The organism is Parabacteroides distasonis ATCC 8503 (genome assembly GCF_000012845.1).
Classification (GTDB): Bacteria; Bacteroidota; Bacteroidia; order Bacteroidales; family Tannerellaceae; genus Parabacteroides; species Parabacteroides distasonis.
In genome coordinates, this window is record NC_009615.1 from 805,666 (window position 1) to 821,652 (window position 15,987).

At 46.2% G+C, this 15,987-nt stretch carries 12 protein-coding genes; 1 reads left to right on the top strand and 11 read right to left on the bottom strand.

Going from position 1 to position 15,987, the window contains the following annotated elements:
* Positions 1-40: 40 nt before the first annotated feature.
* Positions 41-2,359 carry a patatin-like phospholipase family protein gene (locus BDI_RS03365; RefSeq protein ID WP_005857656.1) on the bottom strand — a complete coding sequence of 773 codons (2,319 nt, stop codon included), beginning with the start codon at positions 2,357-2,359 and terminating at the stop codon, positions 41-43.
* Positions 2,360-2,471: 112 nt separating this feature from the next.
* Between BDI_RS03365 and BDI_RS03370 the strand changes: the two genes are divergently transcribed.
* Positions 2,472-2,795 (top strand): thioredoxin family protein, encoded by a 324-nt coding sequence (locus BDI_RS03370; RefSeq protein WP_005857654.1) that lies wholly within the window; start codon positions 2,472-2,474, stop codon positions 2,793-2,795.
* Positions 2,796-2,852: 57 nt separating this feature from the next.
* On the opposite strand, the gene htpG is transcribed toward BDI_RS03370, so the two are convergent.
* From htpG to lpdA, 10 genes are all read right to left on the bottom strand, one after another.
* Positions 2,853-4,907, bottom strand: a complete 2,055-nt coding sequence (gene htpG / locus BDI_RS03375) for a molecular chaperone HtpG (protein WP_005857652.1) — start codon at positions 4,905-4,907, stop codon at positions 2,853-2,855.
* Positions 4,908-5,077: 170 nt separating this feature from the next.
* Entirely contained in the window at positions 5,078-6,682 is a 1,605-nt protein-coding gene (locus BDI_RS03380) for an MFS transporter (protein ID WP_011966120.1), read from the bottom strand.
* Complete coding sequence (locus BDI_RS03385) at positions 6,679-7,749, bottom strand: HlyD family secretion protein (RefSeq protein WP_011966121.1); 1,071 nt, start codon at positions 7,747-7,749, stop codon at positions 6,679-6,681. Before BDI_RS03385 ends, BDI_RS03380 begins: the two co-directional genes overlap by 4 nt.
* Before the next feature lie 15 nt (positions 7,750-7,764).
* On the bottom strand, positions 7,765-9,084 hold the full coding sequence (locus tag BDI_RS03390; protein WP_008772398.1) for a TolC family protein: 1,320 nt from the start codon (positions 9,082-9,084) through the stop codon (positions 7,765-7,767).
* Positions 9,065-9,505, bottom strand: a complete 441-nt coding sequence (locus BDI_RS03395; protein WP_005857644.1) for a MarR family winged helix-turn-helix transcriptional regulator — start codon at positions 9,503-9,505, stop codon at positions 9,065-9,067. The genes BDI_RS03390 and BDI_RS03395 overlap by 20 nt, the downstream gene beginning before the upstream one ends.
* 324 nt (positions 9,506-9,829) lie before the next feature.
* Positions 9,830-10,333, bottom strand: coding sequence for a flavodoxin (locus BDI_RS03400; RefSeq protein ID WP_005857641.1), 504 nt, complete (start codon positions 10,331-10,333; stop codon positions 9,830-9,832).
* Positions 10,334-10,366: 33 nt separating this feature from the next.
* The gene (locus BDI_RS03405) at positions 10,367-12,400 is read right to left on the bottom strand and encodes an alpha-ketoacid dehydrogenase subunit alpha/beta (RefSeq protein ID WP_005862955.1); all 2,034 of its coding nucleotides are present in this window, start codon (positions 12,398-12,400) and stop codon (positions 10,367-10,369) included.
* Between the two features lie 22 nt (positions 12,401-12,422).
* Positions 12,423-13,757 (bottom strand): dihydrolipoamide acetyltransferase family protein, encoded by a 1,335-nt coding sequence (locus tag BDI_RS03410; RefSeq protein WP_011966122.1) that lies wholly within the window; start codon positions 13,755-13,757, stop codon positions 12,423-12,425.
* Positions 13,758-13,860: 103 nt separating this feature from the next.
* The gene (locus tag BDI_RS03415; protein WP_011966123.1) at positions 13,861-14,604 is read right to left on the bottom strand and encodes a lipoate--protein ligase family protein; all 744 of its coding nucleotides are present in this window, start codon (positions 14,602-14,604) and stop codon (positions 13,861-13,863) included.
* A 28-nt stretch (positions 14,605-14,632) separates the two neighbouring features.
* Positions 14,633-15,982: a dihydrolipoyl dehydrogenase gene (gene lpdA / locus BDI_RS03420; protein WP_005862949.1), complete on the bottom strand. Its 1,350-nt coding sequence runs from the start codon at positions 15,980-15,982 to the stop codon at positions 14,633-14,635.
* Positions 15,983-15,987: the final 5 nt, after the last annotated feature.

The following is a 15,987-nucleotide window of genomic DNA, read 5'->3' on the forward strand; positions in this document are numbered from 1 at the left end:
GTTTTAAATATGCAAACGTTTCGACTACTTTTTTGCGAATTTAATCTAACATTTTTGGATTGAAGATCAGGTAACCAATGTTTAAGCCAAAGTTGAAATTCTCCTTCGGATAACTGTATCCGTTGGCGTACAGACTGATACATAAGAATGGCAATTGCAATACGACCGCCGCTTCACCCATATAATTAAACGAGTGCAAAAACTTACCATAATGCGGGATTCCGACATACGGGTTGTTTTCCGGCACCGTCTTTTGTATTTCATAGAGTGGAGCGAAGCCATACATATCCAACCGGAAGTGCAGAAGCTTGCTTAACTTCAAGATCGGGGAAAGCCCAAAAGCCACATATTGGTTCGCCCGGAACGCCTCGTTGAATACAATCTCGCTATGGGGTGTCGGGGTAAACGCCGGGGCCTGTAATACGCTAGCCGTATAGTTATTCATGAGGTTCTTGCTGGATATGACCATTTCCGCCAAATAACCTAAGTTGAAACGGTTGCTCAGCGTCTGGTATTGGTTCCAGCGCCCTTTCAGTTGCAGCCAGCTATGCACTTTGCGACCAATCGGGGCTTCCGTCGTGGCGGAAGTGGGGGATGGGGTATACTTCTCCGTACCGGTTACGTATTGGGCGATTAGGAATTGCTGTTTTCCGCTTATCGGGTATTGTTTGGTGTTGAGTGAGTTTTGCTCGATACTTAACGAGCCGCTGAATAAATCGTACCAGCTATGGTCGAAAGAGGCATTCGGGAAAGGTATCGTGGTGCTCTGCAAATAGAAATCGTTCAACCGTCCGTAGGCGAACCCGATCTCCGCTTTCGCGTGGTTGAGGAAGGGGAAGCCTAATTTTAGTTTCATGTACAGTTCTTTCTGCTTAATCATGGCGGGCACTATATCCTCATAAAAGAGGGATTGGCTTTCCGTGTATTTCTTGTCCGAGAAGACTCCTTGCCAATTTAAATAAGTGGGGATTTGCGTTTGCAGGTACATCCGGCCACTCAACATGACACCACTAAAGGAGTTACCCACTTGAAAGTTCGAGTTTACGTCGGCGGCGAACCGTCCCAGATATTGATACCCCAATCCTAGGTATAATTGATTCGCTTGATGAGACGATACGTTTCCACCGAAGCCAACCGTGATCTCTTCTTTCATCTTCACGTCCAGGTAAAGATCGAATTTCTTCTCTTTCCGGTTATAAACGGCATGCGGCATGATTTCCCTAATCTTGGAATAGGTCAGCATCTTGAAATAAGCCCGCTTGAACTCTTCCATGGAGAACTCGTTATTGATATCCCTGTGTAATTGGGCCTCTATGTATTTACGCTGGGCCTCGGATACGCCCGTCACGTAAATATTGCGGAAGATCAGCGGGGGAAGGTTCTCTTTATAGGCTTTTCTTCTTTCGGTAACCTCATTTAAAGGCACTTCCCGGGGAACCCGTTGCTTGATGGAGTCGATCATGGAAAGGGTACGTTTATACCCGATGTCCATAAGCTCCTTACCTTTCTGGAAATCCAATAAGGAGACGGTGGGAAAACTGAATTTAATCATCATGCCATCTTCCTCCGGTACCTCGTAATCGGTCTTTTGCATGATCATGGTCTCGATCTGGTTATAAGGATTCTCCGAAGGCTTTTTATTCCCTCCCGATACCGTCGATCCGAAAATGAAATCCGGGTGGAACGCGTCTTTCATCGGGCCTACCGGGAAATTATCGTAGATACCTCCATCGAATAAAGGAATACTGTCTTTCCATATGGGCTGGAAGAAAAACGGGAAAGTCATGGAGGCACGTACGGCGTCTCCCAGATCCCCATTCTTAAAGATGATCGGCTTTTTAGTATATATATCCGAGGCCACGCAACGGAAAGGGACAAACAGGTTGTCGAAATTCCACCCCGCCTTTGCCGTCGCCTGCGAGAACAAGGCCATGAACGCCTGATTCATCTGTATGGGATTGATCAAGCTTTGCGGTAAGAAGCTAGCCTTGATCTGTAGGGAATCGGACATATCGATGGAGAAATGCGCGAATTCCGGGGTCGGGTAAGGCTCCTTGAAATAATAGGTATATTGCTCCTCCACCGTACCTGTTTGCCAATAGGAGAACTCCTTGGAAAGCATTAGCTCCAGCATCTCCTCGGGGGAATACCCCATGGCGTATAAACTACCGATAATCGCCCCGATGGAGGTACCGGTAATGTAATCGATCGGTATATTATTTTCTTCCAGCGCCTTGATCACTCCGATATGTGCCGCTCCTTTGGCACCGCCGCCACTGAGTACCAACCCTACTTTCTGGGCGGAAACAATCTGAATGGCAGCAAGGAATAAGGCTATGATAACTGTTATTTTCCTCATATGAACCCAATCTGTTTTTCTTCTCCAAATGTAAGAAGTATTTCTTTAGAAACATAAACATTTTGTTTTTTCGTATTGTTGAGTTATCAATACAATTAAAACAGAAGATGTTATGAAAGAGAAAGAATTGAATAGGGAAGAGCGGAATAAGACCGTTATGGAGACTGGTGCTTTGGTCATGGCTGAGTTTTATGCGGATTGGTGCCCTCATTGCCAGAAAATGATGCCGATCGTGAAGGAGTTCAAGGAATTGGAGAAAGGAAAATTAGAAGTGGTACAAATCAATATCGAGGAGGAGAGCGCTCTTGCCGATTTGTATACGGTGGAATCGATTCCTACTTTTATCCTGCTACGGAAAGGGGAGGCTTTGTGGAGACAATCCGGCGAGATGAACTTGGATAGGTTGCGGAAAGTGGTCGAGGATGTCGTGGGCTGAAACTAAAAAAACCGTTCCCCCGAGAAGGAACGGTTTTTTATATATGTGAGGATTGGTTTATCCGATCAGTTCTACGCTACGTTTGATGAATTGGCTTAAGGCCTCTCCCTTCAGCATACCGTTTCCTAACAAAGCAAGGTCGATCAACTGACTAACTGTCTTGTTCGTACCGGCGTACTCGGCGAGAACTTGGTTGCGTTGCTCACGAAGCTCATCCAGCTTATGGTTGGTGTTGGTCATATCCTCTTTCTCTTGCGCCGTGATCTCATCTTCTTTCTTTTTGCTTTGAGCCTCACGTAAGTCGGCTTGACGAGCCTCCCATCCTTTGATATCGCTAAGGATCGGTTTTAACTTCTCGTCGCAAGCTTGCTCCTCTTCAGTTAATACTTTCTTGATCAACGGATGATCCGTATTCAATACGAAGTTGAAGCTATCCGGCATCTCGCCATAGAAAGACATACCCGGTTGCATAGCGGACATCTCACGCATTCTTCGCATATACTCGCTTTGTGTCAACATGACAGGGTTCGCGTTTTCGCCCAATGCCTCGAATGTTACGTAGAACTCGGTCTTGTTCAATTTCGGCATCTGACTCTTGAATACTTCCTGCATGGCCATTTTCTGCTCCTCGCTCAAGGTTACCTTATTCGAGTCTTCCTTGCGGATCAGGTTATCGATCGTATCGCTATCCACACGAACGAAGCGGCTCTTCTCGAACTTCTGCTCCAATTGTCCGATCAAGTGTACATCCAATTGTCCGTCCATTTCCAAGACGCTGTAACCTTTGTCCTTTGCGGCTTGTATATAGCTGTATTGCTCGTCTTTATTGGTGGTATACAGATAGATTAAGTTACCCTCTTTGTCTGTCTGGTTGTCCTTGATTAAGTTCTTGTATTCCTCGAAAGTGAAGTATTTGCCTTCGACGTCCTTGAATAAGGCGAACTTAACCGCACGGTCGTAGAACTTCTCATCAGTCAACATACCATATTGGATGAATAGTTTCAAGCTATCCCATTTCTCCTCGAACTGCGGGCGGTCGTTCTTGAAGATCTCTTCCAAGCGGTCTGCCACCTTCTTCGTGATGTGGTTGGAGATCTTCTTCACGTTCTGATCGCTTTGCAAATAGGAACGGGATACGTTCAACGGGATATCCGGCGAATCCAATACACCATGCAATAATGTCAAGAACTCAGGAACGATACCCTCTACGGAATCCGTAACGAATACTTGGTTGCAATATAACTGGATCTTGTTACGATGCAAGTCGATATTGCTCTTGATGCGAGGGAAATATAAGATACCGGTCAAGTTGAACGGATAGTCTACGTTCAAGTGAATCCAGAACAACGGCTCATCCGTCATAGGATATAAGTCACGATAGAACTTCTTGTAATCCTCGTCGGTCATATCGGCCGGTTTGCGAACCCATGCCGGTTTGGTGTCGTTGATTACGTTATCTTCGTCCGTATCTACATATTTGCCATCCTTCCACTCTTGCTTCTTGCCGAATGCGATAGGAACCGGTAAGAAACGGCAGTATTTTGTCAATAAGCCATTGATCTTATCCTTGTTCAAGAAATCTTTATTCTCGTCGTCTATATACAGGATAATATCGGTACCACGATCCTCTTTCGTCGTTTCCTCCAAGGAGTATTCCGGTGTACCGTCGCAGCTCCATTTCATGGGAACAGCGCCTTCTTTGTACGATTTCGTCACGATCTCTACTTTCTTGGAAACCATGAAAGAGGAGTAGAAACCAAGACCGAAGTGACCGATGATAGAAGCGGCGTCGTTCTTGTATTTCTCAACGAACTCCTCGGCGCCGGAGAAAGCGATCTGGTTGATGTACTTATCGATCTCCTCGGCTGTCATACCGATACCCCGGTCAGAGATCGTGATCGTTTTGTCATCGAACTTAACCTGTACGGTCAAATCACCGAGTTCGCCTTTAAACTCGCCTACGGAAGAAAGCGTTTTTAACTTCTGGGTAGCGTCTACCGCATTAGAAACAAGTTCACGAAGGAAGATTTCGTGATCACTGTATAAGAACTTCTTGATAATCGGAAAGATGTTTTCCGATGTTACTCCGATGTTACCTTGTTTACTGCTCATAGTCTGAATATCTTATTATTTTTATTGTTATTTTGTGCGTATTCCTGATCCTGATCATTCTCAAGATCCGCCTATTCCTATACAAAACGAATGCCAAAATGTTTCGGATAAACTATAAATGACAAAAAGGCAGATGCCGGCTGATAGATTTGCAGCCGGGCATAGTTTGATCAAACCATATCATCTCCTGTCTTGGCGAATGTAACACGGATGGTTTTATGGAATGGGATAAAACGAGATACGATCGCTATGAATAAGGAGATGACTAATAAATACCCCAGTATCTCTTTTAACGCCAATAATAAGCTTTGTTGCTGTAACGTATTATAGAGTGTATTGGTAGCCATTTGCGCTGCCTCGTCGTAGGGATGCCCTTGGGTCAAGGCGTTGCCAAGCGCCTGATTATAGCGTGAGGCGGCTAGAGGATCGGCCAGCGTAACGGTTTCTGATAAGGAATACATATATTTTTGTTCCAAGCGATATAGTATATTACTGTAAAAAGAAGTCGCCATGATAGGGGATAGTACCGAACGGAAAATGATGAGAAAGAAAGCGTTTGACAATAAATATTTAGGATTTAAATCTTCCACGGCAAATAAGGCGAAAGCTATGATTAGAATCATCATGCCCAATCCCCTGAGGAATATAGGAAAGTAGAGCATCTCGTATCTGCTATCCGGTGAGATCCCGAAATAAAGGCTCCCGAAGAACAGGACGAAACAACTCATTCCTCCCGCTATCAAGAAACGAAACCGCCAACGTTGCCACCGGAACCACCAAAAACAGATGAACGCCCCCAAGACATATCCCGGAAGCAAATAAGTATAAAGGGAATAGGTATGGGTACTGTCTACCTTTAAGATACTGGTCAGGTAGCTGGTCAACAAGGTAGTCGAAGTACTGAAAAACATGACAAGCATCATATAGAAATAACCGATAATGGCTTTCGGCTGGTATAAAGGCGCCAGATTCACGTACGGACGTTCCGAATGATATTGATACCAAATAAATAAAGCGATCAATATCGGGGCGATCATGATATAAAGGCAAATCTTGGGGGATGCCATCCAGTCGAGTACTTTCCCGTAATTAATGACATACATAAGCATTAACAATCCGGTGGATATGATGAACATTTCCCGGATGTGTAGATCGGCCAAGGGGATGGACTTGATCGGCCGGTTATGGCGGAAGCAGATGATTACCATTACTATGGCCAATAAAATCATTAGCATCATGAAGTAATACATATATTTCCAGTCGTAATGGTAGGCTAACTGTGCGGTAACAAGCATGGACGCTTGTCCCCCTCCGAAAACAAAAGGATAGAAGTAGGAATAGAATTGGCTACGTATATTTTTAGGGCTGAATATCTTTTGTGCGTACCGGATAAACCACAGCATGAGAAACCCTTTCAGGAAACCGATCGCGAAACTACAGACGATCAATATGTCGGCGTTCTGGGAGCGGGCACAGATCCAGCTTAAGAAGAACTGGGCGACTAAATCCGCTAACAATAAGAATTTTATAGAGAAGGCTTCTAATATCTTCGGAATAATCGGATAGGATACCGCCATTCCCGCCGCTGCCGCGTAATATCCCATGGTTATATCCTCGGTGTTCGTGCCTAGCGTGTTTGATACCTCCAGCATACTGCCGGTGTACGAACCGTTTAGCATCGTAACCGGAAGGATAACGATGAAGATGCAAATCAATCCTAACCAGTCCGGCACCCATTGGCGGATCGGTGCCCCAAGCTCTTTCATCGTGATCATTTGCGTAAGGCTTCTGTTTCAACCATCATGCCTGCTCTTAAGTATTGCGTATCTTCTTGCGATAGATTTTCCAAGTCTATCCGTACCGGGATACGTTGTTGTACCTTGACGAAGTTTCCGGCGGAATTGTCGGTCGGGACCAATGAGTATTTGGAGCCTGTGGCGTCGGAGATTGCGGTTACCTCCCCGTTGAATATCTTTCCCGGCAACGCGTCTACCTTGATACGTACTTTTTGCCCGATATAGATGTGGGGGATCTGGGTCTCCTTGTAATTGGCCGTGATCCATTTGTCTTTATCTCGTACGAGGTAGGATATCGTTTGTCCGGCTTGCACGTATTGTCCGGGCTCTAAGGTCCGTCTGCCTACATGACCGTCGTAAGGGGCGGTTATAACGGTATAGGAAAGGTTTAACCTCGCTAAATCCAGATCCGCTTCTTTTCGTAAGATCGCCGCCTCGGCTCCTGTTGTCTTCTTGCTGGTTTCGGTGAATTGGGAGAAAGCGGCTTTCTTTTGTTCCACCAACGCCTGATATCGGGCTTGCGCCGCCTCGAAAGCGGCTTTGGATTGCTCGTATTGTTGCTCGGGGACCGATTCTTCTTTCAGCAGCCGCTCAAATCGGTGATAATCCTGTTCCAGTTGCCAAAGCTTGGCTTTAGCTTCGGCGATGTTGGCGTCTTGTACGGCGATGTTCGTATGGGAGGTCTCGATACCGGAACGAAGTACGTCTTGTGATCCTTGGGCATCGATCAACGCGGCCTCTGCCTCTTTTAACTTGATCCGATATTCCCGATCGTCCAGTATGAGAAGTGTGTCCCCTTGGTGAACGTACTGGTGTTCCTTGAAACGGACCTCTTTTATGTAGCCGGAGGCACGTATATTTAGTGGGGCGATATATTGGTCCACAAAGGCATCGTTTGTCACCTCATAATTGATGTAACGCCAGAAATAATTGGCTGTCCACCAAATGCCGGAACCGGCTAAAAGGATACATATGGAGTTTAATACTATATTCCGTGTCCTTACTTTCTTTAGTCTTTGATGTTTCTCTTTTAATTCGTTTGCCATAGTCGTTGTTTCTTTTTAGAGACGGCCGCAAGCCTTCTGTAGTTGATAGTAAGTGTAAATCACGTGGGTACGGGCATTCGTGAGCTGTAGCTCCGCGTTGAGGAGAACCGAGTTCGCGTCGAGTAAGTCGGTTAGGATCGCCAATTGGTTTAAATAGCGGTTTTGCATGATCCTGTAGTTCTCTTGAGCTTGCCGTACGGATAACTTCAAGGCTTCCACTTCTTGTAGGGCCTCCTTATGACGTAAGAACGCGGTGCGTACTTCCATGCGGATTTTCTGCTTTTTCTGTTCCTCCTCGTTTTTATGTAACGAGACCATCCATTTGCTTTCCTTTATTTTATGGTTGTTTTTATATAAAGAGGATAAAGGGTAGGAGAGCGACAGTCCTATGTTCCAGTTGTTATTGTACATATCCGCTAATGTTCGGGAGACTGGACGTGCCAATGTGTTCGACGCATATAGCGATAGGCTGGGTAGCGAGGAGGCTTTAGTCAAACGTATATCATTTTGGGCTAACTCTGTTTGTTTCCGGAGTAGACGTATCGCCGGATCATTGGAATAGGCTTGGGCTACATAATCTTCGTAAGTTTCTAAAGATACGGTTTGGTCCAGTAACGTGGTATCTGGTTTGAGCAATAGATTCTCATCGAGACCGATCAGGATATCCAATTGCTGTGATACCAGTATGAGGCTATTATCCGTTTCTTGCAAGGATAGGCGGTCGTTGGTTAATTGCATCTCGCTTCTTAATACGTCGTTATTGGTTATCAGTCCCTCTTTTTTCATACGCCGGATATCTTGTAGGCGGCGTTCCGATTCCTCGATATTACGGGAAAGCACCTCACGTTGTTTAAACAGGCTGAAAAGACCGATGTATTGATTTAATAGACCGAGCTTGATCTCACTCTGGTCTGTGAGCGTTTGTAAAGAGGCGACTTCTTTCTCCAGATCCGCTTTCCGGATGGAATACCGGATTTTACCGCCTTGGTATATCGGTTGGGTAAGGTCGATGGCATAGTTCTGGGACCAATCGGGCGCTTCCGGGCGAGTCGGATGGGCGAGTCCTTGCTCAAAGAGGATCGGTTGCCCTACATATCCACCTTTCAAGCCGATTTGCAGGTCTGGCAATTGTGCGGAACGTGCCGTATGGGTTCTCTCTTGCGCTATCGATTCTTTTAAGACGTCTGCTTGGATCTGCAGACTATGCCGTACGCCTCTCTCGAAAAGCTGGTCGATGGTCAAGAAGAGCGAATCGGTTTGGGCGATTGCCGGAAATGTAGCGACCGTCATACAAAAGAGGCTCAATACGTGCTTTTTATATATTCTCAAGGACATTATGTACTGCTTTTAATTCGGATAACATGGTTTCTACGTTCTCTATTCCGATAATATGCTCCGCATGTACATAAACCTGATCAAGGATCGGGCGAATTTGCTTTTTGAATTCTTCTCCTTCCGGGGTTAGGAAAACCAGTTTGTTCCTCCGGTCCTCGGGATCTTCTTTCCGATGGACGTAGCCTTTCTTCTCTAAATTGTTCATTAGGTTTGTCAGACAAGCCTTATCCTTTGCCGTTCTCTCTGCCAAGACCTGTTGGGTGATACCTTGTTCGTGCCATAGGCAACTCAAGATTTGAAGCATCTCAAATGTTATACCGGCGTTGTTCTTTTTCAGCGTTCGTTGCATAGACCGACGAAATGCCATGCGTGTGCGGACAACTTGTAACATAAGTTCCCGGAATTCTTTACCTTCTACCATTACTTATAATTCTTTTAAACTTGCTGGGCGCGAAGATAGCGTTTTTTCTCGGATTAGTCAAATGTTTAACTAATTAGTGTCTCGCTAATAAAGTATGTTTGCCATCTAGGTGGCACAGCTTTGCCATCGGCGTGGCACGGGCTTGCCATCACTATGGCACGGGTATGCCATCAGCGTGGCACAGCTGTGCCAAGGCGATGGTAGATGTTGGCACAGTATGTGTATGAAAGACAGGTGTATAGAATGAAGGCGTAACAAACCCGTGGAGTGATTCGTTACGCTTTCTGTTTAGTTCTCGTTTACGAGTTTAAGATGCATTCTTCTTTATCCAAACGCCTCCTTCAATTGCTTCACCCATCGCTCGATTCGTTTGTCGGTTTGATCCGGTTGGTTTTCCAAATCGAGGACTAAGCCTAGTAGTTTGCCATTTTTCAAGGCTTTGGAGGCATTAAAGAAATAATCATCCGAAGAGGTCTCGCCTACTAAAGTCGCTCCACAGGAGGTGAAAGCGTCCGCCAATATGCCGACTCCATCGGCGAAATTATCCGGATAATTCGTTTGATCTCCAAGACCGAAAATAGCGACCTTCTTATTTTTAAGGTCTAAAGTGACCAGTTCCGGGATGATCTCGTCCCAATAGGTGGGAAGCTCGCCATCGAACCAAGTAGAGGTTCCTGCGATTATATGGTCGTAAGCCTCGAAATCTCTTTTCCATGCGCTTTCAATAGGGATGATATCGATCTGATCCTCCCCGAAAGCTTTTCTTATTTTATTGGCGACAAAGGTTGTTTTCTCTGTGCCCGTTCCGTAAAATAATCCTGTTTTCATTGTGATGCTTTTAAAGATTTAACGAATGTGGATCTAATAAAGCAGCAGTTCTTTTGCCGCATGATAGATGGTCTCCTCGTTGGGGAGGATGGCCCGTTCCAAGACCGGATGGAAACCAACCGGAGTGAATAGGGAACCTACCCGTTGGATCGGAGCATCCAAGTACTGGAATAGTTCCGAGCCGATGATGCCGGCAATTTCCGCTCCGAAGCCAGAGAAGACCTTGTCCTCATGTACGATCAATACTTTACTGGTTTTCTTCACCGAGTTGAAGATCGCCTCTTTATCCAATGGTATCAAGGTACGAAGATCGATAACCTCCAGTTCCCAGCCTTTCTCCTTGTAAAGAAGCTCGGCTACGTTGAGGCAAAGATGGGTCGTATTGCCATAAGTGATGATTGTCAGATCTTTTCCCGGACGGCGGATACGGGCTTTCCCAAACGGAACCTCGAAATCCTCGGGGACAAAGGTGGAGGCTTCTACCGCGTTGTAGAGCGCTTTCGGTTCCAGATAGAGCGTAAAGCCTTTAGAACGCATACTCGTCCGCAACAGTCCGGCGGCATCATCCGCGAAAGAGGGATAAACAATCCGGGCACCGGGTAATGAGGTCAATGCGCCCTCAATGGTCTGGGAATGATAAAGCCCTCCTCCGATATAGCCTCCGGAGGCTAGGCGCAAAGTGATGTTTGGGGTAAATTGCCCGTTGCTGCGCCAATACTCATGCGTACATTCCACGTATTGCTCGACGGCCGGCCAGAAGTAATCGGCGAATTCCGCGCCCTCGATCACTACATGGATCTTCGGGTCAAAGCGGCACATACCGTTCGCTGTCCCTACGATATAATCCTCGGCGATAGGGGCGTTGAAGACTCGCTCGATACCGAATTCTTGCTGCATGCCTTTCGTGATGTTGAATACGCCACCCTTTTCTTTATTGGCTACATCCTGTCCCCAGATAAACGTATCCGGGTTGTGCCGGAACTCCGCTTTCAACGTCTTGTTGATCGCCGTAACTAGCGTTTCTTTCTCTCCTTCCTCGTTTTGAACACCTTCTTTGTATTTTTGAGGTTGATAAGGTTCCGGGAGGACGTAATCCTTGACGGTAGACGGATCGGGATCGGGGGCGGCCATCGCTTTCCGATTGGCGGCTTTCAGGTCTTTAGCCGCTAGATCCGCGATCTCTTTCAATTCTTCCTCGGTGAAACGTCCGTAACGAATCAGCATGCGATGGAATTTGTATAAAGGATCGGCGGATTTTACATAGGTAAGCTCGTTCTCATCACGATACAAGGTATGTTTATCGGAGTTTGAGTGGGAGCCTATCCGTACGCAATTGGCCTGAACGATTACGGGAGTCCGGTTGGCGATCGCGTACTCTTTGGCCTCGGTCATGGCATTCATGGAATCGAACACGTCTTTTCCATTGCAATGGATAATACGTAAATTCTTGAAGCCAGAGAAGTTATCGGCAACTTTACGATTGGCCGTCTGGTCCTTTTTGGGGACAGAGATACCATATCCATTGTCTTGGAAGACAAAGATAACCGGCAGTCGCTCATTGCTGGCGCCATTGATTGCCTCATACACATAGCCTTCGGAAGCGGCCGATTCACCGTGCGAGGTAATCGCTACGCCTTTCTGTCCATAGTAAACCATCGCCCGTGCCACGCCGGCGGCATGGAGATCGTGAGTCGCCGTAGCGGAAGAAACGTTCTCGATATGCCATTCCATCTTAGAGAAGTGGTTAGACATGTGGCGGCCGCCACTGGTCAGATCGGTCGCCTTGGAGATACCGTTCAGGATGATCTCCTCGGCGGTCATTCCCGCCGAGAGAACCGTCAACATATCCCGGTAATAGGGGAAGAGAAAGTCCGTATCCTTATCGAATACTTGTCCCATGGCGAGTTGTATCCCGTCGTGCCCGGCATACGGGGCATGATAAGACCAGCCGAGAGATTGCAATAAATAGGAGGGAGCCTTCTCATCGATCGCCCTTCCGAGCGTCATAAGGTAAAACCATTTCCTGAGAGTCTCCTTATCTGTTGTTTTTATATCATACTTTTTCATGTTGTTCTATTATAATAATGTATTAAGCGTTCCAATTCTCTAGTTCGTCGGCGATGGAACGTAAAAAGGCTCCCGCCAAAGCTCCGTCCACGATACGATGATCGTAGGAGAGTGAGAGGTACATCTTGTGACGGATAGCGATCGTGTCTCCCTCGGGCGTCTCTACTACCGCAGGCTTCTTCTCGATATAACCGACGGCTAGGATCGCTACTTGAGGCTGATTGATGATCGGGGTGCCGAACAGACTCTTGAAGGTTCCGAAATTCGTAATCGTGAACGTTCCGCCTTGGATGCTATCCGGGGCGAGCTTATTCTCACGGGCTTTAGCCGCCAAGGTATCTATTTGTGAGGCGAGGCCACTTAGGTTCAGCTTATCGGCATCGTGTATAACCGGGACAATTAAATTTCCGTCGTTTAAGGAAACCGCTATACCTATATTAATAGGCTTCTTTAGGATGATATTGTAACCGTCCACGGATGAATTTACTAATGGATAGGCTTTCAACGCTTTGGCGGTCGCTTCGGTAATAGCCGGCATATAAGTTAGGTTGATGCCTTCTTGCTTGAAGAATTGATCCTTCACTTTTTTACGCCAGTTAACCAGTCGGGTCACGTCTACCTCGATAACCGACGTCACATGCGGAGATACTTTTTTCGATAATACCATATGGTCCGCAATGATCTTACGTACACGATCCATTTCTCTCACCTCGTCTCCTTGGGCGAGTGGAGCGGATGGAGTGGCCGCTGTCATAGGCATGGAAGGAGCGGTCGGCGGCGCTACCGTAATTGTTGGCGTGCTCGTAGCCGTTTGCTGCATGGAAGAAACAGGAGCCTGTTTCGGCTTCGGCATTTCCGTACCTTTATTTTTGTGATCGATATACGTTTGAATATCTTTCTTGCTGAGACGTCCTAGGTATCCGGTACCCGGAATATGATCCAGTTCATCTTGCGATACACCGGCCGTTTTCGCTAATTGCAATACGACGGGAGAATACCAACGATCTTCCTCTTGGGAATTCTTTGATAATTCCTCTGAGGCGGGAGCGGTGACTTGTTCTTTCGGTTGAGTAGCCTCCGAGGTTTCCGGCTGAGCTCCGTTATCCTCTCCTTCACCTTCGATCTCAAGGATCGCTACGACTGTACCGACCGCTACGGTGTCTCCCTCATTAAAAAGAAGTTGTTTTACTTTTCCCTCAACGGGGGATGGAATCTCAGCGCTTACTTTCGCTGTGCTTACTTCGAAAAGGACATCATCTTCCTCTACGGTATCACCTACCTTTACCGACCATGAGATGATGGTTCCTTCTGTAATACTTTCGCCCAACTTAGGCATCTTTATCTCAAATGTAGCCATATTTTGATTTTTTAATTACTGTTATATAGTGGGAGACGGGGCGTGCCCCGTCTCTACAAACGGTATATAATAAGAACAAAGATCAAGAAGGTAAGTTTCTGTATTATAGTGTATAAGTGTTAAAGTTCCAGCTGGCTGTAGCATATTTCTGCTCTTTAAGCCGATAGATGGCTTCCAAGTCTGCTTGTGTGAAGGAATAATCCTGTATGCCGGGATTATTGATCGTGAAATAGTAAAGAAGCGCTTTCTTAAAATGCTGGATAGAGATAGAAGCCGGAAGATGGGCGCTGATATTCGTGACCGGACTCCGTACAGATTTAACGAATGTCGATCGTTTACCTCCTGTTTTCTCTGGTGCTTGACGGGATGTACTTTTCAAGGAGGTGACAAGCCTATCCAGATCGGTGGAAAACAATAAGGTCGCATGGTGCATATACCGATTCTTATGGATACTCTGTGCGCTACCCGATATTTTAAATCCTCCGATAGTTAATCCTTTCCGTTCATCCACCTCGACATGTACTCCCAATGTCTTGAGAAAATTCATGATCTGGATGGTATATTTGTCGGTCTGCATAATCTGGCCGGTCTCTATAAATGTAAGATTCAGGTTTCCCGGATCATGGTAAACGGCACCACCACCGGAAAACCTGCGTGCTATCTTGATTTGTTGGTCTTGTACGAATTTGAGATTTACCTCGGCCCATACATCCTGATGCTTACCGATCACGATTGATGGTTCATTCTGCCAAAGCATGAAAATATTCTCTTTGAAATTCTTGAGCAGATACTCTTCGGCGGCCAAATTGAAGTATGGATCCGTTTGTGTATTGTGAATGCAAAGCATCAGGAAACTGTTTTAGTTAGGCGTTTTATTAGATATATAAACTTTCGTGGAGGATCTCACTGACTGTCGGATGCGGGAAAATATTTTTCTTAAATTCATCGACTGTATAACCATTCTCGACAGCGATTCCGGCGGTGACGATAATCTCGGATGCCGGATTCCCTAGTAGATGGCAACCGATGATACGATCCTCGTCGTCCGTGATCAGTTTACATAAACCATTACCATTCTCGTTCTCTGCGACGAAACGTCCGGAATAGGTCATCGGGATCTTTTGAACACGAAAACTTTCCCCATTCGCTATCAATTCCTCTTCTGTCTTACCCACGCTCGCCAATTCCGGATTCGTATAAACTACCGCCGGAATGGCTTTATAGCTCATCTCGTCCGGTATGCCTAGGATATGGTGTATGGCAACTTCCGCTTCCCGGTAAGCCGTATGTGCCAGCAGGGAAAAACCGGTAATATCTCCAGCCGCATATACATGTGGATGGGAAGTCAGCATATGTTCGTTTACCTTTACACCGGCCCCTTGTATTTCGATCGCTAGATTTTCGAGTCCCAGACTCTTTGTAATCGGACGGCGGCCCACGCTCACCAATATTTTATCGGCTTCAATCGTGTCTGCCTTGCCATTTTTCTCAACAAAGACTTTCTCTGCCGATACCTCTGTAACTTTGGTATTCAAGAAAAACTCTACGCCTTTTTTCTTATACTCGGATCGAAGCATCGCTGAGGTTTCTTTATCCATATTCCCTAATATCTCGGGTAGCATCTCGATTACCTTCACCTTTACGCCCATACTGTTAAAGAATGAGGCGAACTCCATTCCGATCACGCCACCACCGATAATCGCTAACGATTTTGGCAAATCGTTGAGATCAAGGGCTTCCCGGGAAGTCCAATACTTGACCTCTGATAACCCTTTGATAGGAGGGATCACGGTTTCAGAGCCTGTGCATACTAACACATTCTTCACTAAATACTCTTTTCCATCGCAGTGAATCCGTATATTTCCAAACTCCTCTCCGGTGATTCGTGCCTCTCCTTCTACGATGGTGACGCCGTTACCCGTAAGCCGGGCTTTTACCCCGAGCGTAAGTTTACGGACGGTCTTGTTCTTCCGGTCGATAATCTTTGCCAAGTCGAAACTTGGGTCTTTCATCGCCACTATACCATATTTGGAGGCACTTTTGATACTGTCTAGTATCTTGGCGGAGTATAAAAGAGTTTTTGTCGGGATACATCCCTCGTTTAGGCAGACGCCACCGATAGCGTTCTTCTCGAAAAGGATCGTTTTTAATCCATTCTCCGAAGCCCTTTCGGCGGCGGTGTAACCCGCAGGTCCACCGCCTATGATTGCTATGTCATATTCCATATACA